The organism is Cribrihabitans pelagius (genome assembly GCF_048820915.1).
Lineage (GTDB): Bacteria > Pseudomonadota > Alphaproteobacteria > Rhodobacterales > Rhodobacteraceae > Cribrihabitans_A > Cribrihabitans_A pelagius.
Map to the genome: position 1 here is coordinate 68,243 of NZ_JBMERR010000005.1, position 23,189 is coordinate 91,431.

At 65.8% G+C, this 23,189-nt stretch carries 22 protein-coding genes; 9 read left to right on the plus strand and 13 right to left on the minus strand.

Going from position 1 to position 23,189, the window contains the following annotated elements:
- Nucleotides 1–52: 52 nt before the first annotated feature.
- The 6 genes from ACOHX0_RS06050 to ACOHX0_RS06075 all read right to left on the minus strand — a co-directional run bounded on the left by ACOHX0_RS06050 (nucleotide 53) and on the right by ACOHX0_RS06075 (nucleotide 7,488).
- Nucleotides 53–964 carry a DMT family transporter gene (locus ACOHX0_RS06050; protein WP_420675789.1) on the minus strand — a complete coding sequence of 304 codons (912 nt, stop codon included), beginning with the start codon at nucleotides 962–964 and terminating at the stop codon, nucleotides 53–55.
- Between the two features lie 108 nt (nucleotides 965–1,072).
- Nucleotides 1,073–2,200 (minus strand): outer membrane protein transport protein, encoded by a 1,128-nt coding sequence (locus tag ACOHX0_RS06055; RefSeq protein WP_420675790.1) that lies wholly within the window; start codon nucleotides 2,198–2,200, stop codon nucleotides 1,073–1,075.
- 117 nt (nucleotides 2,201–2,317) lie between these two features.
- Entirely contained in the window at nucleotides 2,318–3,199 is an 882-nt protein-coding gene (locus ACOHX0_RS06060; protein ID WP_420675791.1) for a DMT family transporter, read from the minus strand.
- Between the two features lie 52 nt (nucleotides 3,200–3,251).
- Nucleotides 3,252–4,793, minus strand: coding sequence for a hypothetical protein (locus tag ACOHX0_RS06065; protein ID WP_420675792.1), 1,542 nt, complete (start codon nucleotides 4,791–4,793; stop codon nucleotides 3,252–3,254).
- A 153-nt stretch (nucleotides 4,794–4,946) separates the two neighbouring features.
- Nucleotides 4,947–6,509, minus strand: coding sequence for a glutamine-hydrolyzing GMP synthase (gene guaA, locus ACOHX0_RS06070; protein ID WP_420675793.1), 1,563 nt, complete (start codon nucleotides 6,507–6,509; stop codon nucleotides 4,947–4,949).
- 88 nt (nucleotides 6,510–6,597) lie between these two features.
- On the minus strand, nucleotides 6,598–7,488 hold the full coding sequence (locus tag ACOHX0_RS06075) for an aldo/keto reductase (RefSeq protein ID WP_420675794.1): 891 nt from the start codon (nucleotides 7,486–7,488) through the stop codon (nucleotides 6,598–6,600).
- A gap of 244 nt (nucleotides 7,489–7,732) precedes the next feature.
- Here ACOHX0_RS06075 and ACOHX0_RS06080 point away from each other — a divergent pair, with 244 nt between their 5' ends.
- Nucleotides 7,733–9,277, plus strand: coding sequence for a trimethylamine methyltransferase family protein (locus ACOHX0_RS06080; RefSeq protein ID WP_420675795.1), 1,545 nt, complete (start codon nucleotides 7,733–7,735; stop codon nucleotides 9,275–9,277).
- Between the two features lie 46 nt (nucleotides 9,278–9,323).
- Here ACOHX0_RS06080 and ACOHX0_RS06085 read toward each other — a convergent pair whose 3' ends face one another.
- A complete protein-coding gene (locus ACOHX0_RS06085) occupies nucleotides 9,324–9,707 on the minus strand; it encodes a DUF6477 family protein (RefSeq protein ID WP_420675796.1) in 384 nt (127 codons plus the stop codon).
- Between the two features lie 237 nt (nucleotides 9,708–9,944).
- Here ACOHX0_RS06085 and ACOHX0_RS06090 point away from each other — a divergent pair, with 237 nt between their 5' ends.
- Entirely contained in the window at nucleotides 9,945–11,027 is a 1,083-nt protein-coding gene (locus ACOHX0_RS06090; protein WP_420675797.1) for a DUF6456 domain-containing protein, read from the plus strand.
- A 244-nt stretch (nucleotides 11,028–11,271) separates the two neighbouring features.
- Here ACOHX0_RS06090 and ACOHX0_RS06095 read toward each other — a convergent pair whose 3' ends face one another.
- Nucleotides 11,272–11,820, minus strand: coding sequence for a peroxiredoxin (locus ACOHX0_RS06095; protein WP_420675798.1), 549 nt, complete (start codon nucleotides 11,818–11,820; stop codon nucleotides 11,272–11,274).
- A gap of 295 nt (nucleotides 11,821–12,115) precedes the next feature.
- On the opposite strand from ACOHX0_RS06095, the gene lipA reads away from it, so the two are divergent.
- Together lipA and ACOHX0_RS06105 are read left to right on the plus strand one after the other, a co-directional pair.
- Nucleotides 12,116–13,066, plus strand: a complete 951-nt coding sequence (lipA, locus tag ACOHX0_RS06100) for a lipoyl synthase (protein WP_420675799.1) — start codon at nucleotides 12,116–12,118, stop codon at nucleotides 13,064–13,066.
- Nucleotides 13,063–14,226 carry an amidohydrolase gene (locus ACOHX0_RS06105; RefSeq protein ID WP_420675800.1) on the plus strand — a complete coding sequence of 388 codons (1,164 nt, stop codon included), beginning with the start codon at nucleotides 13,063–13,065 and terminating at the stop codon, nucleotides 14,224–14,226. The genes lipA and ACOHX0_RS06105 overlap by 4 nt, the downstream gene beginning before the upstream one ends.
- Before the next feature lie 81 nt (nucleotides 14,227–14,307).
- Here ACOHX0_RS06105 and hpt read toward each other — a convergent pair whose 3' ends face one another.
- Nucleotides 14,308–14,853, minus strand: a complete 546-nt coding sequence (gene hpt, locus ACOHX0_RS06110) for a hypoxanthine phosphoribosyltransferase (protein WP_420675801.1) — start codon at nucleotides 14,851–14,853, stop codon at nucleotides 14,308–14,310.
- Between the two features lie 75 nt (nucleotides 14,854–14,928).
- Here hpt and ACOHX0_RS06115 point away from each other — a divergent pair, with 75 nt between their 5' ends.
- Nucleotides 14,929–15,387 carry a type II toxin-antitoxin system RatA family toxin gene (locus tag ACOHX0_RS06115; RefSeq protein WP_420675802.1) on the plus strand — a complete coding sequence of 153 codons (459 nt, stop codon included), beginning with the start codon at nucleotides 14,929–14,931 and terminating at the stop codon, nucleotides 15,385–15,387.
- 157 nt (nucleotides 15,388–15,544) lie between these two features.
- Nucleotides 15,545–15,994 (plus strand): hypothetical protein, encoded by a 450-nt coding sequence (locus ACOHX0_RS06120; protein ID WP_420675803.1) that lies wholly within the window; start codon nucleotides 15,545–15,547, stop codon nucleotides 15,992–15,994.
- A gap of 82 nt (nucleotides 15,995–16,076) precedes the next feature.
- On the opposite strand, the gene ACOHX0_RS06125 is transcribed toward ACOHX0_RS06120, so the two are convergent.
- From ACOHX0_RS06125 to ACOHX0_RS06140, 4 genes are all read right to left on the minus strand, one after another.
- Nucleotides 16,077–17,270 (minus strand): ammonium transporter, encoded by a 1,194-nt coding sequence (locus tag ACOHX0_RS06125; protein ID WP_420675804.1) that lies wholly within the window; start codon nucleotides 17,268–17,270, stop codon nucleotides 16,077–16,079.
- A 133-nt stretch (nucleotides 17,271–17,403) separates the two neighbouring features.
- Nucleotides 17,404–17,907, minus strand: a complete 504-nt coding sequence (locus tag ACOHX0_RS06130; protein ID WP_420675805.1) for a CinA family protein — start codon at nucleotides 17,905–17,907, stop codon at nucleotides 17,404–17,406.
- Nucleotides 17,904–18,401, minus strand: a complete 498-nt coding sequence (locus tag ACOHX0_RS06135) for a phosphatidylglycerophosphatase A family protein (protein ID WP_420675806.1) — start codon at nucleotides 18,399–18,401, stop codon at nucleotides 17,904–17,906. Before ACOHX0_RS06135 ends, ACOHX0_RS06130 begins: the two co-directional genes overlap by 4 nt.
- The gene (locus ACOHX0_RS06140; RefSeq protein ID WP_420675807.1) at nucleotides 18,398–19,534 is read right to left on the minus strand and encodes a bifunctional 2-C-methyl-D-erythritol 4-phosphate cytidylyltransferase/2-C-methyl-D-erythritol 2,4-cyclodiphosphate synthase; all 1,137 of its coding nucleotides are present in this window, start codon (nucleotides 19,532–19,534) and stop codon (nucleotides 18,398–18,400) included. Before ACOHX0_RS06140 ends, ACOHX0_RS06135 begins: the two co-directional genes overlap by 4 nt.
- A 181-nt stretch (nucleotides 19,535–19,715) precedes the next feature.
- Between ACOHX0_RS06140 and dusB the strand changes: the two genes are divergently transcribed.
- The 3 genes from dusB to ACOHX0_RS06155 are packed head-to-tail and all read left to right on the plus strand — an operon-like array spanning nucleotide 19,716 to nucleotide 23,144.
- Nucleotides 19,716–20,702: a tRNA dihydrouridine synthase DusB gene (dusB, locus tag ACOHX0_RS06145; RefSeq protein ID WP_420675808.1), complete on the plus strand. Its 987-nt coding sequence runs from the start codon at nucleotides 19,716–19,718 to the stop codon at nucleotides 20,700–20,702.
- A complete protein-coding gene (locus tag ACOHX0_RS06150; RefSeq protein WP_420675809.1) occupies nucleotides 20,699–21,778 on the plus strand; it encodes a two-component system sensor histidine kinase NtrB in 1,080 nt (359 codons plus the stop codon). The genes dusB and ACOHX0_RS06150 overlap by 4 nt, the downstream gene beginning before the upstream one ends.
- A 4-nt stretch (nucleotides 21,779–21,782) precedes the next feature.
- Entirely contained in the window at nucleotides 21,783–23,144 is a 1,362-nt protein-coding gene (locus ACOHX0_RS06155; protein ID WP_420675810.1) for a response regulator, read from the plus strand.
- Nucleotides 23,145–23,189: the final 45 nt, after the last annotated feature.

Consider the following 23,189-nt stretch of genomic DNA (forward strand, 5'->3'; position numbering starts at 1 on the left):
CTTTGAGGTGCTCCGCCTTGCTAACTTCCGCCGCCGCAGCGGTCAATTCCGCTCAATTCCGCGCGCGCTTGCGCCGCAGCCGGGGGGCGCCGTTCAGGACCAGAAGCCCCGCTGCCAGCAGCGCAAAGCCGGCAAAGGCCTGCGGCCGCAGCGCCTCGCCCAGGACCAGCGCGCCGAGGAGGATCGCCACCGGCGGGATTACCAGCGTGACCAGCATCAGGTTGCCGCTGCCTGCCATCGCCAGCACCCGGTAATAAAGCAGATAGGCGCCCGCCGTGGCCGCAAGCGAGAAATAGGCAATCGAGCCCCAGGTGGCGGGTGCCAGCGGCAGCTGCGGCACCCCGTCGAGGAACAGGGCCGCCGGCAAGAGTATCAGGGTGGAGCCGGTGAGCATCCCCGCCGCCGCCACCTGCGGCGCCAGCCCGCGCAAGCGCGCCCGGGCCCAGGCGCTGGCAAAGGCATAAGACAGCGCGCCGCCCAGCACCGCGAACTGCGCTGTGCTGCGCAGGTTGAATTGGGCAAATTGCTCCAGCCCGATGGCGGTGGCGACGCCAAGAAAGCCCAGAACCGCGCCGGCCGCGCGGCGCAAGCTCAGCCGTTCGTCGGCAAAGACCATGGCCGCGACGATCACGCCGAAGATCGCGGTGGCGGCGTTGAGGATCGAAGTCAGCCCGGTTTCGATATGAAGCTGCCCCCAGGCCATCAGCGCGAAGGGGATAACGTTGTTCAGAAGCCCCATCACCAGAAAGGCCACCCAGACCCGCGGCTCGCGCGGCAACGGCAGGCGCATCATCAGCACCACTATCCAGAGCAGCAGCGCCGCCCAGCCGCAGCGGTGCAGCACCAGCGTCACCACGGGGATCTCGTCCAGCCCCAGCCGGATCGCGAGGAAGGAGCCGCCCCAGATGAGCCCGAGCAGCATCAGTTCGGCCCAGGCGCGGGGGGAGAGGGTCATCTGTGTCATGCATCAGGGCTAGCGTGAGAGGCGCACACAGGCGACCCGTTTCCTGCGGCAAACGAAAAACCCCGCCCGGAAAGGGGCGGGGATTGAAATTTCCGGTCAGCGGAAGGCTCAGAAGTGGAAGCCGACCTTCAGGCCAAAGCTGACCGCATCATTGTCCTGGAAGTTGGCAACCGGGGTGCCGCCTGGCGAGGCAACCGCATCGCCCAGGTCGGTGTAGCGCACGCCGGCGGACACTGTCATCTTGTCCTGCTTGTACTGCACGCCCAGGCGGATCGCCTCGTAGCCGTGGGTCGGCGCCAGCGGCGACACCAGGTCGTCCCCGTCCACATCGGCATAGATCAGCGCCACCGAGCCGGACCAGTTGTCGTTGAAGGCGCGGCCGATGCCTACCGTGTAGGTGAAGGAATCGTCCAGGTCGATCAGGTCGACGGAGCGGCGGGCAAGGGTGCTCAGGCCCGGCACAACCAGATCGGTCACGCTGTGCTCGGCCCAGCGGATGTTGGCAAAGGCAAGCGTGTCGGCCGCGATGCCGGTCTGGAAGTCGAGGTTGACCGACTGCGGAGTCTTGGTCTTAGTCGAGGTGCTGGCGGTGGCCCCACTGGCAAAGGTCTCGTTCAGGTCGAAGTCATGCTCGATTTCGGAGCTGTAGGTGAGCGCCGCGCGCAGGGCGATCTCGGGGATCTCATAGGCCGCACCGGCCACCCAGCCGAAGGCGCCATCCTTGTTCACCATCACGTTGAAAGTGCCGCCGATGGAAGTGTAAGCGAGCCCGTTCAGATTGATCTCGCCGTCGATCTCCTGGTAGCGCAGACCGCCGTGCACGCTGAAGCGGTCGTTGAACTTGTAGCGCAGCAGAGCAGTCAGGGCGTTGGAATCTGCCACCGCAGTCGTGCCCCCAAGCAGTCTGGAGCCGCCTACCGGGTAGTTCACGTCCACACCCCAAGGCTGATCGAAGATCAGGGCGAAGGACAGCTGTTCGTTGAGGTCCCGCTTGTATCCTGCGCCGAACATGCTGAAGCGCTCGCCGACATCGCCGGTGGCAGCCGGTGACAGCGGCGGCAAGAGATTGCGGTCGGTCCCCGACAGGTCCACCGAGGTGGTCGCAGCCGAGAATTCGACGTAGTTGCCTTCCTCAAAAATAATGCCGATCGGCTGGCCGGTGCGGTCGAGGCCGCTTGCCATGGCCGAACCCGATGCCAGCGCCAAGGCCGCCGATGTTGCAAGATAGCGTTTCATTGTTCCTCCCTCAGTTGCGGCCTGGGCGGGCCGCTTTGGGCGAACGTAGTCGGGCAGATTTCCGCAGATCAATATTTACCGAACGGCAACTTGCCGGATACGCCCGGCGCCGCCGCGTCATGCAGGCGTTTTCGCAACGGTTCTGGCAGACAGATTGAGGTAGTTGCCGAGGAAAATCAGGGCCGCCCCGGTGAGCACCCAGATCTCCAGCGCCTCGCCATAGATAAGCATTCCCAAAACCGCGATCAGCGGCAGACGGGCAAAGTCGATCGGGGCGACCGCGCTGGCGGGCGCCAGCGACAGCGCGGTGGTGAGGCAGAAATGCGCGGACAAGCCCGCCAGCCCGATCACGATCAGCCAGGGCAGGGTGGCGGCGGCGGGCAGCGTCATGTCGCCGTCCCAGCCGGCCGCCAGCAGCCCCATCCCCAGCTGCATAAAAGTCAGCCAGAACAGGATCGAGCCGGTGGCCTCCAGCCGGGTGAGCCGCTTGGTGAGGATCGCGGTGAGGGCAAAGAAGATCGCGCAGGCCGCGGCTGCTGCCAGCCCGGGGTCGAGGGTTTCGGGGCTCGGCCGGGCTGCCAGCAGGATGCCCGCAAAGCCCAGGGCAACCGCGGCCATCCGGCGCCGGGTCAGCGCTTCGCCCAGGAGGAGCGGCGACAGCAGGATCACCCAGAGCGGCGCGGTGAACTCGAGCGCAAAGACCTGCGCCAGCGGGATCAGCGTCACGGCGAAGAACCACAGGTTCTGGCCGGTGAAATGGCAGATGTTGCGCAGCAGATGCGCGCCAAGCCGCGCGCGGCTGACCTGGGGCCAGCCACCGGTGAGGCTGAGCACCGCGCAGACCACGATCAGCCCCACCAGGCTGCGGTAGGTCATGATCTCGAAGGTGTCGAGGCTGAGCCCGGCCTCCCGCCCGGCTATCGCCATCGCCGAAAAGGAGCAGACCGCACCCGTCATCCAGAGTGCGGCCCGGGCGGTGGCGGAAAGCGGCGCCGTCATGTCTGTCTCCTGTCTGCGTTCCCGCAAGACAGGCGCGATTAGCGGCCGCGCGTCAAGCCGGAACTGCCTGTGCCGGGGCCGGCGCAGGGGCGGCCGGCAGGCGCGGCACTGGCGGCGTATCCAGGCGGCGGCCTGCTTCGATGTAGCGGGCGGCCAGCGCCAGCGGGTCGAAGTTGAGCCGCGCCAGCAGGGTGCGGTATTCCGCCGTGAGGGCCGCCATCATCTCGGCATCGGCGGTCATCGCGTTCTTTTTCGGCGGCAGGGTAACGGGGCCGTCATAGCCAAGTGCCGCCAGCAGCCGGGCGGCGCCCTCGGGCTTGGTGGCGTCCTCGAGCTGGGCCTCGACGAAATGCACCCGGTTGCCGTATAGCAGCTGGTAGTAGGCCTGCCGCGCTGCCATTTCCATTGCGTACCAGAGCGCATAACCCACTTCGCCCAGCGGCTTCATCTGATCGGGGCTGACGATCACATTGGGGTAGTTCCGGTCCAGATACCATTGCCAGGGGATGGTGATGTTCTTGAAATCGCCGCGCACCACGTAGCTGGCGGATTGCTTGGCCAGGTCGCGGCGCAGGATGACCACGGTGCTGGCGGCGCAGAGGCTGCTTTCGGCCAGCGCCTCGATCAGGCCGCATTTGCCGAGCGTGTGGTTGCTTTCGGCATAAGGCGCCTGCAGGCCCGCAAGCTTGCGCTCCCAGAAATCGCAGAGCAGCCCGTCCATGCCGACGGTGTTGAAGGTGCGCATGTGGCGGATTTCAGGCATGGTCTTGCCGAAGTCGCCGATGCCGAGCGGTTCATGCACCGAAGGCATCTGCAGGTTCACCTTGATCAGCTCGGCCAGCCAGGCCGTGCCGGTGCGCCCGGCTGAAAGGGTGAAGATGAACTGACTGGCGCCGCTGTCCTGAACCGGCGCGGACGCCGCTTTGGCGACCGGGCGGGGGTAGCCGAAACGGGCGATCTCCCCCTGGCACTGCTCCTCGATGATGTCGGCGGCCTGAGGGAAGGCCTGATAGACCGCCTGCGGCTCGGCGCCAGCCTTGGGGCGCAGGCCGCCCTTGGCGCTGAGCGCGGAGAATCGTTCCCACAGACCCGCGATCCCGAGGGCTGCGATGTCTTCTTCCAGGTGCTCGTAGCGCAGGAAGACGTCGGGGGCGTTGGCGCCCTCCAGTGGCGCGATGCGCCGGTTTTCCTGCAGCATGTGGCGGTAGACATTGGTGAAATCGCCAAAGCTGATGCCCGCGCGCTCCAGCTCTTCCCAATAATAGCGCGAGATCGCGGCATCATAGGGGTCGCGCCAGATCGTCACCTTGCGGTAGCTGTCCCAGATGCCTTTCGGCACCTGCGCGCGGATCAGGGCGGCGGGCATGTGATTGTAGAACTCCGCCTTGCTCCGGCTGCCGTCCGGCCAGGTCTGGGCCTTGTAGTTCTGTGCGCCGCGATAGCCCAACTCCACCCGCTTGGCTTCGTCGTTGGGGGTGATCGGGGTGATCACGCTCTCCGCGTCGCAGAAGCTGGACAAGGCCATTTCGAACGAGGTGCCGCCCACTTTCTTGGTCTTGATGAAAATGAGCTTCAGCGGGTGGCAGATGATCATTTGGATTCTCCAAAGCGCAAAGTGTCTGCGGCGACTATCCCGCAAACCTCTGAGGGATTGGTTAACCCTGACCGGAATTCCCGCGTCTCGTGCCGCCGCGCGCGGGCAAAGAAAAACCCCGGCCGCGGGGGCCGGGGTTCAGCAAATGCTGGGTCATTCCCACTCGATCGTGCCGGGAGGCTTGGAGGTGATGTCGTAAGTGCACCGGTTGATGCCCTTCACCTCGTTGATGATGCGGGTGGCGGTTTCGCCGAGGAATTCGTGGCTGAACGGGTAGTAATCCGCGGTCATGCCATCCACCGAGGTCACCGCACGCAGGGCGCAGGCATAATCATAGGTGCGCCCGTCGCCCATCACCCCAACGGTGCGGACCGGCAGGATCGCGACGAAGGCCTGCCAGATCTCGTCATAAAGACCGTGCTTGCGGATCTGGTCGATGTAAATGGCATCCGCCTCGCGCAGGATGTCGAGCTTGTCGCGGGTGATCTCGCCCGGGCAGCGGATCGCCAGGCCCGGCCCCGGGAAGGGGTGGCGGCCGATGAAGCTTGCGGGCAGGCCCAGTTCGTGGCCCAGCGCGCGCACCTCGTCCTTGAACAGCTCGCGCAGCGGCTCCACAAGCTTCAGGCCCATCTTCTCCGGCAGGCCGCCCACGTTGTGGTGCGACTTGATAGTGACCGAGGGGCCGCCCGAGAAGCTGACCGATTCAATCACGTCGGGGTAGAGCGTGCCCTGGGCCAGGAACTCGGCGCCGTCGATGGTGTCGGCGTGTTTCTGGAACACGTCGATGAACAGCTTGCCGATGATCTTGCGCTTGGTCTCGGGGTCGGAGACGCCGTCCAGCTCGCCCAGGAACAGGTCGCTCTCATCCGCGTGGATCAGCTGGATGTTGTAGTTGTCGCGGAACATCTTGACGACTTCTTCCGCCTCGTTCTTGCGCAGAAGGCCGTGATCGACAAAGACGCAGGTGAGCTGATCGCCGATCGCCTCGTGGATCAGCACCGCCGCAACCGAGGAATCGACACCGCCCGAAAGGCCGCAGATCACCTGTTTGCCGCCGACCTGTTCGCGGATCAGGCGGATCGCCTCTTCCTTGTAGGCGCCCATGGTCCAGTCGCCGGTGAAGCCTGCAAGCTTCACGAAGTTCTCATAGAGCGTCTTGCCGTTCGGGGTGTGGTGCACCTCGGGGTGGAACTGCACCGCAAAGAAGTTGCGTTCCAGGTCGGCGGTGATCGCAAAGGGCGCGTTGGGGGAGGTGCCGTAAACCTTGAAACCCGGTGCAATTTCCGAGACATGGTCGCCGTGGCTCATCCAGACCTGCTCGCGTTCCTCCAGGAACCAGCCGGTCAGCAGCGGGATGCGCTCCTCGGTGGGAGTGACATAGGCGCGGCCGAATTCGGCGGTGCCGTGGCCACTGACCACCCGGCCGCCCAGCTGGTGCATCATCACCTGCTGGCCATAGCAGATGCCAAGGATCGGGACGCCGTAATCGAAGATCTCCTGCGGCACCCTTGGGGAGCCCTCGCGGGTCACACTGTCGGGCCCGCCCGAGAAGATCACCGCCTTCGGCGCCAGCTCGCGCACGAAGTCCATGGTGACATTCTGGTAGGGGTGGATTTCGCAATAGACGTTCAGCTCGCGCAGGCGGCGCGCAATCAGCTGCGTGACCTGGCTGCCAAAGTCGATGATGAGGAGGCGGTCATGGGATGTCTCTGTCATGCGCCGCCAATACGTCGAAGCCGTTGCTGTGACAAGTGCCTATGGCCGGGCGGGCCGCAAAATTGCGCCCGCCCGGCCGGACAGGGCATCACGGCACGGGCTTGCCGCTGGCCAGCGTGTAGAGCTCGAACCATTCCTCGCGGCTCAGCTTGACGGAGAGCGCATCGCCAAGCCTCTGAATGCGGTCCAGGCTGTTGGTGCCCATGACCGGCAGGATGCGCGCCGGGTGCGCCAGCAGGAAGGCAACCGCGATGGAGGCGCGGTCCACGCCATTGGCGGCAGCGAGTTCCTCCATCCGGGCGGTCAGTGGGGTGCTGCCGCGCATCAACGCGCCGCCGCCGAGCGGCGACCACGCCATTGCGGGCAGCTTGCGCCGCTGCAGTGCGGCCAAGGTGCCGTCGGTGAATGGCGAAAGCTCCGCCAGGCTCAGTTCAATCTGGTTGGTCACCAGAGGCTGCGACATCGCCGATTGCAGCAGATCCATATCCCAGGGCCGGAAATTCGACACGCCCGCGGCGCGGATTTTGCCTTCTGCCACCAAATCGTCCAGGGCGCGGCCGGTGTCCTCGGGGTCCATGAGCGGGTCGGGGCGGTGGATCAGAAGCAGGTCGAGGTAATCGGTGCCAAAGTCGCGCAAGCTCTGCTCGACGGCTGCGAAAATATGGGCGCGGCTGGTGTTGTAGTGCTTGACTGGCGCGGTGCTGTATCTTTCGGACGGCATGACGATGCCGCATTTGCTGACGATCTCCACCTTCTGGCGCAAGCCGGGCGCAGACTTCAGAGCTTCGCCCATGATGGCTTCCGCGAGGTAGCCGCCGTAGATATCTGCCTGATCCAGCGTGGTGATGCCCTGGTCAAGGCAGGCGCTGATCTTGCCGCAGATATGCGCGGCCGTTGCGTCTTCGGCATCGGCAATCCGCCACAAGCCATAGGCAATGCGGCTGAACGACAGGTCGGCTGTCAGTGAAATCCGGTCCATGAAGCAATCCTTTTCCGCCAGGGGTGGTATTTGTTAGCGCCAACATCCTGTGCCAGCTTCCGGCCGGCAAACGCAAGCCGGCCAGTGCGGAATTTCCGGTTCCGGACAGCCCAACTGCCGGGGCAGCGCGGGAAAATGCCGCGGCAATGTCGCTTTTCAACTTGAATGGCCGCTATCTTTCGGCGCGAGGGGGCGGGACGGAGGTAGAAACAGCCGCAATGAATGCCCTTGTTGAGGACAAACCATGACAGAAGCAGCACCGCGCCGTCGCGCACGGGGTGGCGGCGGCGCCGCCCGCCGGGCCGAACGTACCAGCGTCAAGATCGAAACCGCGAAGTACATCGAGCGCAACATCCCCAACTTCGAAGTGCTGAACGACGAGGCGCTGGAGATCATCGAGCACAACGCCGAGACCATCCTCGAGGAGGTTGGCGTCAACTTCGTGAACAACCCCGGAGCGCTGAAGCTGTGGAAGGACGCGGGGGCCGATGTATCGGGCGAGCGCGTGCGCATCCCGCGCGGCCTGGCCCGCAAGCTGTGCGAGACCGCGCCGGCTGAATTCACCCAGCACGCCCGCAACCCTGAAAAATCGGTGGTGATCGGCGGCAGGAACCTGGTGCTGGCACCGGTCTATGGCCCGCCCTTCGTGCGCGACGCCAAGGGCGGCCGCCGCTATGCGACGATGGAGGACTTCAACAAGTTCGTGAAGCTCGCCTATATGTCCAAGTGGCTGCACCACTCCGGCGGCACCGTCTGCGAGCCCACCGACATTCCCGTCAACAAGCGCCACCTCGACATGCTGATGGCGCATATGACGCTGAGCGACAAACCCTTCATGGGCTCGGTCACCGAACCGGTGCGGGCGCAGGATTCGGTCGACATGTGCGGTATCCTCTTTGGCGAGGAGTTCGTGCAGAACAACACCGTGATGACCTCGCTCACCAATATCAACTCGCCGATGACCTTCGACGACGTGATGATGGGCGCGCTGGAAGTCTACGCGAAGAACAACCAGGCCTGCATCATCTCCCCCTTCATCGTCGGCGGCGCGATGGCGCCGGTGTCGGTGGCAGGCACGCTGACGCAGGTGCTGGCCGAGGTGATGACCGGTGTCGCCTACAGCCAGCTGGTGCGTCCGGGCGCGCCCGCGATCTTTGGCGCCTTCGTCTCCTCGATCGACATGAACTCCGGCGCGCCCACCTTCGGAACGCCCGAAGCCTCGCTGGTGACCTATGGCGCAGGCCAGCTGGCGCGGCGCCTGAAGCTGCCGTTCCGCTCGGCCGGCTCTTTCTGCGGCTCCAAACTGCCGGATGCGCAGGCCGCCTACGAGACCGCCAATTCGCTCAACATGGGGCTTTTGTCGGGCGTGAACTTCATGCTGCACTCCTGCGGCTGGCTGGAAGGCGGGCTGGTTGCCGACTTCGAGAAGTTCGTGATGGACGCCGACCAGCTGGGCGCGCTGCACGGGCTGGCCCGCGGCATTTCGGTAGATGAGGACGCCCAGGCGATGGATGCCATCCGCGAGGTCGGCCCCGGCGGGCACTACCTCGGCTGCGCCCATACCCAGGCCAACTTCAAATCCGCCTTCTGGAAATCCAACCTGTTCGACTACAAGCCGTTTGAGACCTGGGAAGAGGAGGGCGCGCGCGACACCTATGCGCTGGCCACCAACCGGGTCGATCACCTGCTGGCGACCTATCAGCAGCCGGAGCTGGATCTTGGCCTCAAGCAGGCGCTGGAGGAATATGTGGTCAACAAGAAGGCCTCGATGCCGGATGCGTTCATGTAAACCGGGCATGTGATCCGGCCTGCGCCGCCCGGTCCCGTGACTTTTGTCACGCGGCCGGGGGCGCTGACACAGGCGGGCAGGGGGTGATCCCTGTTGCCTGCTCCACACGGCGGCCCGCTGCGGCCGCCGTCTGCGTATCGGACGGGCTGCCCAGGCGCTCCAGAAACTCGGCTTCTCCCGCCAGCGCGATCAGCAGCTCGACATGGCGAATCAGCGAATAACCGGCCTCGCCGCGCTTGCGGCTGTCCTCCATCCCCTGTTCCAGCTCCATCAGCTGCAGCGCCGCCACCGCCGGGCGCGGCAGCGTGCCATAGCCCAGGACGCGCGGCAGATCGCGCTTGCGGCAATAGGAGCGCGCGCCGAGCCGGGCGCTGCGCGCCAGCAGCCGGGGGCGCCGCAGGGCGGTCAGGCGGCTGTAGAGATCCTGCATCGGCTTTTCCTTTCCTTGCTCAAGACGGATCCCGTTTAACACAACTTTTAGGGGTGTTGCGGCGGCGCCGCTACCGGCGAACGGTGCCTTGTTTGATGATTGGTTTTTTTTGGGAAACAATGGTGGATAATCTGAAGTTTTGTTCAAAATCAGACGGCTATACGCTACACTTGTTGTGGGGAACCCTGTGGGCAAGTGGTGGGTAGCCGCCTGGGAGACTGCCGGGGAACCTGAAACATGCAGATATTGCCACATGCACCCTTGCCTACCTGGGTGCCCGATGAAGTGGGCCGCTACCTGGAACACACCGAAGGCGGCCGGTCGATACGGCAGCTGGCGCGCAAGGCGGGGTGCCATGCCTCTACCGTGCTGCGCCAGGTGCGCCGGGTGGAGGCGCGCCGGGACGACCCGCTGATCGACGGCGCGCTGGCCCAGCTGGCGGCGCGCTGCTTTGCCCGCTCGGGCGCGCTTCCGGCGCTGGCCGAAGCGCATGGCGGCGCCGGGGAGTGGTCCGGCGACGGGTTCGAAAAGCAGGCCGGGGAAGTGCTCGCCCTGCTCTGCCGCAGCGGTGCGGTGCTGGCGGTTGCCGGCGAAATGGAGAAGGCGGTTGTGGTGCGCGACGGCGCGGGCGCAGGCGCGGAGCAGAAAGCCGCGGTCGGCAAGGCCCTGGCCGGGGCGCTGGCGCTGCTGGACTGGATTGCCTGTTCGCGGCCCGGACGGATCAGCCGCTACCAGATCACGCCCGCGGGCCGCAGCGCTTTGAACCGTATCGTGGCGAGCCGCGAAAACCGCGCCCGCGCGGCGCTGGAAAACGGTTTTGCCGAGGGGCAGGTGCCCTTCATGGGCCAATCGGCGCTGCCCGGACGGCTGCGCAAGTCGCGTTACGGGCTGGGCGAGACGCCGCTGGACATGCTGGCGCGGCTTACGGACCGCGAAGGCGACCCGTTCCTGACGCCTGCAATGACCGCCGCGGGCAAGCGCCTGCGGGAGGATTACGAGCTGGCGCAGATCGGCAGCCACCTGGCCCGGGGCGAACAGCATTTCGCCCCCGGCAGCTGTGCCCTGCGCAGCCCCGGCCAGCCGCTCTGCAAAACCGCCGAGGCGGCGCGGCTGCGGATGAGAGAGGCGCTGAGCTTGCTGGGGCCGGGGCTGAGCGACATTGCGCTGCGCTGCTGCTGCTACCTGGAGGGGCTGGAAACGGCGGAGCGCCAGCTTGGCTGGTCGGCGCGCTCAGGCAAGATCGTGCTGCGCATTGCCTTGCAGCAGCTCGCCAGCCACTATGACGGGCTGCCGGAGCGCGAGGCGGCGATGATCGGCTGAGCTCCGCGGCCGCTCCAATGGGAAAGGAGGTGTCCGCGAACCGTATTGGCTCCGCCTGGAAAAGGCTGCCTCGACCCCGAGCGCCAAGCAGTAAGCCGCGCGCCGACGGCGCAAGGCGGCGATGCGAGGCGGCCTTCGGCCGTGGCCCGCGCCGGGGAGCAATCGGTTTCGGGCCAACTCGTCCGGCAAAAGAAAACGGGCCCGCCACCGGCGGACCCGCACAGTATCCTCAAGTGAAGCCCGCTCAGGCGGCGACTTCGGCCTTGGCTTCCTTCAGGTGCTTCAGCACGGTCTCGGGCGAGGAGACGCCATAGGGGTCTTCGGGGTGGTTGTCGGACAGGCCGGGCTCTTCAAACCAGGCTTCGACAACACCATCGTTGATGATCGCCGCGTAACGCCAGGAGCGCGCACCGAAGCCCAGGTTCGCTTTGTCGACCAGCATGCCCATCTTGCGGGTGAACTCGCCGGAGCCATCGGGGATCACGCCGACGTTCTTCAGGCCCTGCGCCTCGGCCCATTTGTTCATCACGAAGCTGTCGTTCACCGACATGCAGTAGATCGCGTCGATGCCCTCGGCCTCAAAGTCGGCAAAGCCCTTCTCGAAACCCGGCAGCTGGTAGGTCGAGCAGGTGGGGGTGAAGGCGCCGGGCAGCGAGAACAGCACGACGCGCTTGCCTGCGAAATAGTCTGCGGTGGTCTTGTCTTCCCAGCGGAAGGGGTTCGGGCCTTCGATCGCGTCGTCGCGGACACGGGTCTTGAAGGTCACGTCGGGCAGTTTTACGCCTGCTTTCATCTCAACATGCTCCTGAATTCGGTATTCTTTCGGCGCGAACGGTTATAACGATTCTAATCCTGCTTCAACCGGCCTGCACGCTGCTTCCGCGCCCGCCGCGAAGCTTTGCCGCGGCGCTGCAGCAATACGCCGCAATCACAAGGAATTGCGCCATGCAGCGCGGCCATCGCAACCGGCCGGACCGGTGCGGGAGCCATGTGCGGCACACAGAGCCGCCTTGCCGATCTGGCCGTGCCAACCGCGGCCCGCTATGTTACAAGGCGGAAAAACTCAGTTGCCGGAAGGGACGATCCAAGTGCGAGACCTGAAAATCCCCGAGCAGCGCCACCCCGAGAAGGCGCACCGCCCGGATAATGCTCAGCCCAAGAAGCCGGCCTGGATCCGGGTGAAGGCTCCGGGCGGCAAGGGCTATGCCGAGACGCACAAGATCATGCGCGACAACAATCTGGTCACGGTCTGCGAGGAAGCGGGCTGCCCCAACGTCGGCGAATGCTGGAGCCAGGGCCACGCCACCATGATGATCATGGGCGAGATCTGCACCCGCGGCTGCACCTTCTGCAACATCGCCACCGGCAAGCCCGACACGCTTGATGCCTTCGAGCCGGGGCGCGTCGCCCATGCGGTGCAGAAGCTGGGGCTGAATCATGTGGTGATCACCAGCGTTGACCGCGATGACCTGGAAGACGGCGGCGCCGATCACTTCGCCCAGACCATCCGCGCCGTGCGCCACCGCAGCCCCAAGACCACGATCGAGATCCTGACCCCGGATTTTATCAAATGTGACGATGCGGCGCTTGAGATGGTGGCCGAAGCCAAGCCGGATGTGTTCAACCACAACTTGGAGACCGTGCCCGGCCTTTATCCGGAAGTGCGCCCCGGCGCGCGCTACTTCCATTCGCTGCGGCTGTTGCAGCGGGTGAAAGAGCTGGATCCGTCGATCTTCACCAAGTCCGGCATCATGGTCGGTCTTGGCGAAGACGGCCAGGCGGTGCGCCAGGTGATGGATGACATGCGCGCGGCGGATGTCGACTTCCTCACCATCGGCCAGTACCTGCAGCCGACGCCGAAACACCACGCGGTAGACCGCTTTGTGACGCCGGAGGAGTTCAAGTCCTACGAGAAGGCGGCCTACGGCAAGGGCTTCCTGATGGTCTCTGCCACGCCGCTGACGCGGTCGTCCTATCACGCGGGTGACGATTTTGCCCGCCTGCGCGAGGCCCGCAACAAGAAGCTCGGCCTGGCATGACGCCCGAGCGGCTGGCGCAGCTCACCACGCTGCGCCACAGCTTGCACAAGATCCCGGAAGTCTCTGGCGCGGAAGCGAGGACCGCGGCGCTGATCGCCGGCTACCTGCGCGGCTTTGCTCCTGACGAGTTGCTGACCGCGCTGGGCGGGCATGGCGTTGCGGCAGTCTTCGACGGCGCCGGTGACGGCCCCACGGTTCTGTTCCGCTGTGAGTTGGATGGGCTGCCGATCGAGGAGCTGTCCAGTCAACCTTACCGGTCTACCCATGCCGGACGCGGCCATTTGTGCGGCCATGATGGTCATATGGCGATGGTGGCGGCGCTTGCGGCCGAATTGTCAGCACAGCGGCCAAAGCGCGGGCGGGTGGTGCTCTTGTTCCAGCCGGCCGAGGAGACCGGCAAGGGCGCCGCGGCGGTCATTGCAGATCCGCAATTCGAGCGGATCAAACCGGACTTTGCCTTTGCATTGCACAACTATCCGGGGCTTGCTGCGGGGCGCGTCGCGCTCTGTGCCGGGCCGTCGAACTGTGCCTCGCGCGGCATGCGGATCCGGCTGACCGGCAAGACCTCCCACGCCGCCGCGCCGCAGGATGGCGTCTCTCCCGCTGCCGCGATGACCCGGCTGATGCCGGAGCTTGCGGCGCTCGGCCAGGGCGGTGCGCTGGGCGCGGATTTTGCGCTGACCACGCTGACCCACGCGCGGCTCGGAGAGGCGGCATTCGGCATTGCCCCGGGTGAAGCGGAGATCTGGGTCACCCTGCGCACGGTGCAGGACAGCCGCATGGCGGAGCTGGTGGCCGCGGCAGAGGCGCTGGCCCGGCAGACCGCGGCGGAGGAAGGGCTCAGCTGCACCGTCACCTATGATGACATTTTTGACGCCTGCACCAACCACCCCGAGGCCACCGCGATCCTGAGCGGAGCAGCGGCTGCTGCGGGCCGCCCGGCGGAGGTCTGGGACATGCCGCAGCGCTGGTCGGAGGATTTCGGCCAGTTCGCCCGCGTTGCAAAATGCGCGATGTTCTGGCTGGGCGCAGGGGAGAACCAGCCGCAGCTGCACAATCCCGACTACGATTTCCCCGATGCCCTGATCCCGGTGGGCGCCGGGGTTTTCTCCGCTGTCACCGACGCGCTGCTGAACAGCGAAACGGGCGGCAACCGCTAGTTTGCCGCCCGCATGTGTCTCTGCCGGTGTACGGGGGGTGCACAGGAAGTGTACGCAGGCCGCCCCTGTATTTCTCGCCCCTCAGCCCTCGTCGGTGAAGCGCACCTTGCCGATATGCGGCAGGTTGCGGTTGCGCTGGGCGTAGTCGATTCCATAGCCGACAACAAACTCGTCCGGGATCTCGAAGCCGATCCAGTCGGCCCGGAAATCCACCTCGCGCCGGGACGGCTTGTCCAAGAGCGCAATCGACTTCAGCCGCGCGGGCTGGCGGCTGTTGAGCAGGTGGACCACGTGGTTCAGCGTGTGGCCGGTGTCGACGATATCTTCCACCACCAGCACATCACGCCCTTCAATTGCGCCGCGCAAGTCCTTGAGAATGCGCACTTCCCGGCTGCTCTCCATGGAATCTCCATAAGAAGATGCCTCCAGGAAGTCGACCTCGATCGGCAGATCCAGCTCGCGCACCAGATCGGCGATGAAGACGAAGCTGCCGCGCAGAAGCCCGACCACCACCAGCTTGTCGGTGCCTTCAAACTCGCGCTGGATCTCGCCGCAAAGCTCTTCGATCCGCGCGGCAATGGTCTTGGCCGAGATCATCACATCAATGACATATGGACGCTGTGACATGGGTGCCCTCTTGAAATTTCCGCGCGTTCATATGACATCACGCGCCACAATAGTAGCAGGAAAATCATAAACGCGATGCCCACCCATTCGGAAACCCGCCAGCTGCCCTACAGCGCCCAGCAGATGTACGACTTGGTTGCGGATGTCGCGCGCTACCCCGAGTTCCTGCCTTGGTGCGCCGCCGCGCGCATCCGCAGCCGCACGCCCTTTGGCACGGCAGAGATCATGGAGGCGGATCTGGTAATCTCCTTCAAGGTTTTCCGCGAGCGCTTCGGCAGCCGGGTGACGCTGTACCCCGATGAGTACAAGATCGACACCGAGTATGTGGACGGGCCTTTCCGCCACATGAAGTCGAACTGGGCCTTTGCCCCGCGCGGGGATGGCAGCTGCGATGTCACATTCTTTGTCGACTTCGAGTTCAAGAACGCGGTGCTGCAGGGGATCATCGGCGTGGTCTTCAACGAGGCGATGCAGCGGATCGTGCGCGCCTTCGAGCGCCGCGCGGCGGAGCTTTACGGGCCTGCGGGCCGCTGAGCTGCTCCGGGCTGCGCCTGCGGCGTGCAGCGCCTGTGTGCGTTAACCCTTTGGCAACCAGTGTTACCAAAACCCTGTTCTGAGCCGGGACTTGCCATGTTTCGGCCGTGTTTCGCGGACCATTAAAAAGCATAAAAAATCGCAAGCAGGTGAACAGATGGATATTGGAATCCTCCTCCCCCCGGCCTCCGGCCAGGGCAATACGCAAGGCAGTCAGGGGGCCGGCGGACAAAACGGCACAGTGCAGGAAAGCAGCTCTGGCGGCGCAGTGCAGCCGGCCGCGGAGAGCAAGGCCTCGGACGGAAATAATTCAGCGGACAGCGGCAGCAGCAACGGCCAGGCGAGCCGGCAGGCGTCGGCGCAGAAAGCCGATGCTGCCAGTGCCGCCAAGGCCCGCGCCCAGGCCGCGCTGGACGATGCCCGCGCCGCGGCGCTTGTGGACAGCGTGAAAGCAGCCGCGGAAGGCTCCAGCACCGCCGCAGCCCTGATCGCACCGCCGGACGATGCGGCGGCCAATGCCAACGCGGCAACCTCCGGTTACGAGGCGGGCGCAGCAGCTGCCGCCGCGGCCGCACCGGCAGAGCAGGCGCTCACCACCGCGGCCTGAGACCCCGGATAACAAAAAGCGGCCCCGGATGAGGGGGCCGCCTGCGCCCGGCCATCAGCCGGGTGTTTCCGTCGCCGCGGGCTCAGCTGTTCATATCATACGCGCGTTCGCCATGCACAGAGAGGTCGAGCCCGTTGGTCTCGCTCTCCAGATCGACCCGCAAGGAGGTGAGGGCGGCGGTGAGTTTGACCAGCGCGACGGTGACCACGGCAGTGAAGATGCCGACAATGGCCAGCCCGCCCAGCTGCGCTGCCCAAGTGCCAGCACCGAAGAAGGCAATCATGATGGTGCCGAAGATGCCGCCGACGCCATGCACGGCAAAGACATCCAGCGTGTCGTCGATCTGCATCCGGTTGCGCACCAGGTTCACCGCCTCCTGGCAGAGCACGCCTGCCACCGCGCCGATGATCAGCGCCTCCATGGGGCCGACAAAGCCGGAGGCCGGGGTGATCGAGGCAAGCCCTGCAATCGTGCCGGTGACCAGCCCCACGAGCGAGGCCCGGCCGTGCTTGATCTTCTCCCACAGAACCCAGCTGAGCGAAGCAGTGGCTGCGGAGATATGGGTGACCGTCAGCGCCATCGCCGCGCCGCCGTCCGCGGCCAGCTGCGAGCCGCCGTTGAAGCCGAACCAGCCGACCCAGAGCATCGCCGCCCCGATCATCACATAGCCCGGATTGTGCGGCGGAATGCTGCGGTTCTTGCGGGGGCCGAGGAAGAAGGCGATGATCAGCGCCGCGATCCCTGCGGTCTCATGCACCACGATGCCGCCGGCAAAGTCGCGAACCCCGGTCTCGCCGAAGATGCCGCCATCGGCGAGGAAGCCGCCGCCCCAGATCCAATGCACCACCGGCGCATAACACAGAAGCATCCAGAGGCCCGAGAACAGCAGCACGAAGCCGAAGCCCGCGCGCTCCACGTAGGCGCCGGCGATGAGCGCGGGCGTGATGATGGCAAAGGTCATCTGGAAGGCGAAGAACAGCACCTCGGGCAGGGTTCCGGCGAGGCTCTCGGCCGTGACGCCTGCAAGGAACATCTTGTCGAGACCGCCCCACAGGCCAGCCCCCGTCCCAGCACCGCCGCCGCCAAAGGCGATGGAATAGCCAAGCGCCAGCCACAGAACGCTCATCAAACAGGCGATGGCGTAGCAATGCATGAAGACGCTGAGCACATTGCGGGCGCGTACCAGCCCGCCGTAAAACAGCGCCAGCCCCGGCAGTGTCATGAAAAGAACCAGGGCCGTGGCCACAATGATCCAAGCTGTATCGGCTGCATTCATCCGGATGCTCCTTCCCGTGCAAATCCCTTGGCATGAGCTGAAAGCCCAAGCCGGGCGCGGGAAAAAGCGGCAGGCAGCGTGCGGACGCACAAAATGAGGGCTTTTGTGCAAGTGCCGGTTTTTTGGGCTGGCGTCAGCCCTTGCTGCCCAATTTGCGTTCGATTTGCGAAACCGCCTGCAAAAGCAGCAGCAGCGCGTGATCGCGGGCGCCTGCGCGCACCTCGGCGCGGCCGGGGGCGCCGAAGTCCACGGTCCCGGTCACGGTCTCCTGACCCTTGCGGGCGAGGCCGAAGCAGACCCGGCCCTCTGGCTTGACTTCCGACCCGCCCGGTCCGGCGATGCCGGTGACGGAAACCGCCAGGGTGGCACCCGCCGCCTTGCGCGCGCCTGCGGCCATCTCCGCCGCGGTTTCCTCGCTCACGGCGCCGGTTGCCTGAAGAGTCGCGGGCGTGACGCCCAGCATCTCGATCTTGGCGGCGTTGGAATAGGTGACAAAGCCGCGGTCGACCACCGCGGAGGAGCCCGCGATATCGGTGAGTGCCGCGGCGATCATGCCGCCGGTGCAGCTTTCCGCTGTGGCAATGGTGACACCTGCGGCGGTGGCGCGGGCAATCAGCTCCGCCGCCACGCCGCTCATAGCCCCAGCACCCCGTGCGAGAGGCCCGCCAGCAGCACCACGCCAATGGCAGCCATGATACCTGCGATGATGTCGTCCATCATCACGCCCGTTGCGCCCTTCTGCCGGTCGGCCCAGCCGACAGGGCCGACTTTCCACATGTCGAAGATGCGGAACAGCACGAAGGCGGCAATCCAGCCGGGCCACATCGCGGCAATGTCGATATCATGCGCCCAGGCCGGGTAGGAGATCGCCCAGAGCGCGGTGAACTGGCCCGCGACCTCGTCGATCACGAATTCAGACGGGTCGAGGTCTTCCTTGCCGCGGGTCATCACCTCGGCGGCCCAGACCCCGGCGGCAAAGCAGATCAGCGTAGCCGCGGCGAGCAGCAGGAAGCCGCCCAGCTGGTGCAGCCCGTAGGCCATCGGCAGCGCCGCCAGCGAGCCCCAGGTGCCCGGCGCCGGGCGCAGGTAGCCGACACCGAATACGGTGCCGATGAGCGTCGCGGCCCTCATGCCTTCACCAGCGCGGCGGTGGCCAGCGCGGCGATGCCCTCGCCGCGGCCCGTGAATCCCAGGCGCTCCGATGTGGTCGCCTTGATCGACACGCGCGTTGCATCGATGCCAAGGATCTCGGCCATAACCGCGGTCATCTTTGCAGAATGCGGGGTAATCTTGGGGTATTCGCAGACCAGCGTGCAATCGACGTTGGAGATGGTGAAGCCCCGCTCGCGCACCAGTTCCGCGGCGTGGCGCAGGAAGGTTTCGCTGGCCGCGCCTTTCCACTGCGGATCGGAGGGCGGGAAGTGGCGGCCGATGTCGCCCTCGGCCAGCGCGCCGTAAAGCGCGTCGGTCACCGCATGCATACCCACGTCGGCGTCGGAGTGGCCTTGCAGCGCCTTGTCGTGTGCAATCTCCACCCCGCAGAGGGTGACGCTGCCGCCCGGACCGAACCGGTGCACGTCGTAGCCGTTGCCAAGCCTGATATCCATGTCTGCCCCCAGAATGCGTTCGGCCCGGGCGAAGTCTCCGGGCTGGGTGATCTTTATGTTGTCGGGCTCGCCCGGAACGATGGCGACGTCAAGCCCCGCGGCGCGGGCGGTCTCCACGTCGTCGGCGGCGCCGCCGGGATGGGCGCGGTGTGCTGCAAGGATCGCCTCATAGCGGAAGCCCTGCGGTGTCTGCGCTGCAAAAAGCCCGCTGCGGTCCTGCGTGCCGGTGACCTGTACGTCCGCGCCGGTCCAGAGCGCATCGCTGACGGCAAGCGCGGGAGCCGCTGCAAGATGGCCGTCCAAGGCATTGATAACGCAGCGGATCAGCTGAGAGCTCACGCAGGGGCGGGCGGCGTCGTGGATCAGCACCTTTTTAATTCCCCGGCCCTCCAGCGACTCAAGCCCGTTCAGCACCGAGGCCGCGCGCTCAGGTCCGCCTTCTGCCAGCGTCAGGCCGGGTTTTGCGGAGAACTCCTCCCACGCCGCGCGGTCGTCCGGTGACAGCACCAGCACGATGCGCTCAACACCTGCATTCGCAAAGGCCTCCAGCGTCCAGTCGATCACCCGGCGGCCCTTCAGCGGGCGCCATTGCTTGGGCAGCCCGCTGCCGGCGCGGGTGCCGCGGCCTGCGGCAACGATCAGGGCTGCTGTGGTCATGAAAACCTCTTGGAAATACTGGCCATTGTTTAGGAGGTGGCGCAGGAAGAGGCAATCACCCGTCTCCGGCTGCTTAAAAAATAGGCAAACGCCGTTTACCCATGCCTTGCAATGCGCCGCTTCGTTGTAGCATAGCGGTGCCCTCGGATAGAAACCCTGCAGATGCACAAGGATTAGGCAATTGTCCTTCACGCTTGGAACCACCTCCATGACCCCGCCGATCGCGCTGGCGCCGATGGCCGGAATCACCGACCGCCCGTTCAGGGATCTGGTGCGCTCCTTCGGGGCGGGGCTGATGGTGAGCGAGATGGTGGCGAGCCAGGAGATGGTGCAGGCCAAGCCCGGGGTGCGCGAACGCGCCGAGCTGAGCGCCGATGCGGAGAACACCGCGGTGCAGCTTGCGGGCCGCGAGGAATACTGGATTGCCGAAGCCGCGAAGCAGGTGGCCGGGCAGGGCGCGCGGATCATCGACATCAACATGGGCTGCCCGGCGAAGAAGGTCACGAACGGCTATTCCGGCTCGGCGCTCTTGAAGACGCCGGACCACGCGCTGCGCCTGATCGAGGCGGTGGTGGGGGCAGTGGATGTGCCGGTGACGCTGAAGACCCGGCTGGGCTGGGACGGCAATTGCCTCAACGCGCCGGACGTCGCGCGCCGTGCGGCGGAGGCCGGGGTGCAGATGGTGACGATCCATGGCCGCACCCGCTGCCAGTTTTACAAAGGTGCCGCCGACTGGGCGGCAATCCGGGCCGTGAAGGAGGCCGTCGGTGTGCCGGTGCTGGCCAATGGCGATATCGTCGATGCCGCCTCCGCGCGGCGGGCGCTGGAGCTGTCGGGTGCCGATGGGGTGATGATCGGCCGCGGCGCCGGGGGCAAGCCCTGGCTCCTGGCCGAGGTAGCCTGTCACCTCTGGGGGACTCCGGCGCCGGAGATCCCGGAAGGCAGCGCACTGGTGGCAATGGTTTCAGCACATTACGAGGCGATGCTGAAGTTTTATGGCGTGGATCTGGGCGTGCGCGTCGCGCGCAAGCATCTGGGCTGGTACATGGACGAGGCGGGCGCCGGCACGGCCCTGCGCCGGATGGTGCTGACCGAAAAGCAGCCCGCCAGGGTGCTGGCCCTGCTGCCAGATGCGCTCGCGCCTTGCGATGAGGAGGCCGCCGCATGACCGACAGCGCTGCGCTCTGGGCGTCCCTGCCGGTGCCTGCCTTCCTGATCGACGCGCGCGACCGGATTGCCGATGTGAACGGCGCCGGGGAGGGCTTCCTGAATGCCTCCCGCAAGGCGCTGATCGGCCAGCCGGTCTGGGACACGCTGGCAATCGACGCGCCGGTGGAGGAAGCTTTTGCCCGCGCCCGGGTGCAGGGCACGCCGCTGTTTGTGAACGATATCGACGTCGGCTCCGGCAGCCGTGCGCCGTTGCAATGCGCATTGCAGGTGTCGCCCCTGCAGGGGCAGGACGGGGTCATGCTGATGATGGTGAGCCCGCGCGAGCTGGCGGGGCGGATGACGCAGACCCATAGCGCCAAATCCGCCGCGGCCTCGGCCATAGGCATGGCAGAGATGCTGGCGCATGAGATCAAGAACCCGCTCGCAGGCATCACCGGCGCGGCGCAGCTTCTGAGCATGAACTTGCCGCAGGACGATCTGGAGCTCACTGACCTGATCGTCAGCGAAAGCCGCCGCATCGTGAAGCTTCTGGAGCAGGTGGAGCAGTTCGGCAACCTGTCGGAGCCGGATTTCAAGCCGGTGAACCTGCATGACCTGCTGGACCGCGCGCGCCGCTCGGCGCTGTTGGGATTTGGCGCGCATATGCGGATCACCGAGGAATACGACCCCTCGCTGCCCTTGGCCTGGGGCGATCAGGACCAGTTGCTGCAAGTGGTTCTGAACCTGCTCAAGAATGCTTCGGAAGCGGCCGGGAAGAGGGGCGGGCATATCCATATCCGCACCTATTACGAGCATTCCTTCCGCCTGCGCCGCAGCGATGGCACCGGCAAGCTGCTGCCGCTGCAGATCGAGATCCGGGATGACGGGCCGGGGCTGCCGGAAGCGATCAAGGACGACATCTTCGACCCGTTTGTTTCGGGCCGGGAAAACGGGACCGGGCTGGGGCTTGCCTTGGTGAGCAAGATCATCTCGGACCACAATGGCTGGATTTCGGTGAGCTCCGTTCCGGGGAAGACCGTATTCCGGCTGTCGCTGTCGCGGGTTCCGCGCGGCCGCGGCCTGCAAGAGGATTGATGCCATGGACGGCACCGTACTTGTCGCGGACGACGACCGCACCATCCGCACCGTTTTGACCCAGGCGCTGACCCGCGCGGGCTGCAAGGTGCATGCCACCTCGTCGCTCACTACGCTGATGCGCTGGGTCGCGGAAGGGAAGGGCGATGTGGTGATCTCGGATGTGATGATGCCGGATGGGAACGGGCTGGAGATGCTGCCCAAGATCCAGGCAGACCGGCCCGGGCTGCCGGTGATCGTGATCTCGGCGCAGAACACCATAATGACGGCGATCAAGGCGGAAGCCGCGGAGGCCTACGACTACCTGCCCAAGCCTTTCGACCTGCCGGAGCTGATGAAGCGCACCGCCAAGGCGCTGGCGGAGAAACGCACCGCACCGGCGCCCCGCACCGACACCCCGGACGAGACGGAGGAGCTGCCGCTGATCGGGCGCAGCGAGGTGATGCAGGCGCTTTACCGGCTCATCGCGCGGGTGATGAACACCGACCTGCCGCTGCTGATCACCGGCGAAAGCGGGGCGGGCAAATCCCTGATCGCGCGCTCGATCCATGATTTCTCCGACCGGCGCACCATGCCTTTCGTGCAGGCGGGTGCTGCCAGCCTTGCCGAACTGGAGGGGCCCGCTCGGCTCTTGGCACAGGCCCGCGGCGGCACGCTGATGTTTGACGAGCTGGCCGATCTGCCCGAAGAGGCGCAGGCACGGCTGGTGCGGATGATGGATACCCCCGGCGATCATGCACCGCGTTTCATGGCCTCCAGCCAGCAGGACCTGGCGGCGGCGATGGAGGCTGGGCGGCTGCGCCAGGATCTCTACTACCGGATCTGCGGCACCGTGCTGCATGTGCCGCCGCTGCGCGACCGGGTGGAGGACATCCCGCTCCTGGCCGAGCATTTCATGGTGCGCGCCGAAAACGAAGGCGCGCCGCACCGGACCTTGAGCCGGAAGGCCCGTGAAGCGCTGCGCCACTGCCGCTGGCCGGGCAATGTGCGCCAGCTGGAGAACCTGATCCGCCGGCTTGCCTTTACCGCCCGCAACGAGGAGATCAGCGAGGAGGAAACCCTCACCGCCCTGGGTCCGCAGGCCGGGCCGGAACCGGCAGCGGGGGTGTCGAACGAGAAGCTCTCGGAATCGGTGCGCCGCCACCTGCAGCGCTATTTCGACCTGCACGGCGACCTGCTGCCGCCGCCCGGACTTTACGTGCGGCTGCTGCGTGAGGTGGAGACGCCGCTCATTGAAATTGCCCTCTCCGCGACCGGCGGCAACCAGGCGCGCTGCGCGGAATTGCTCGGGATCAACCGCAATACTTTGCGTAAGAAGATCACCGATCTGGATATTGAGGTGACACGGCGCCGCAAACTGATGTAATCTCGCCACATAACAGTGGCCAAAACGCGATTTTCCGCGGCCAGG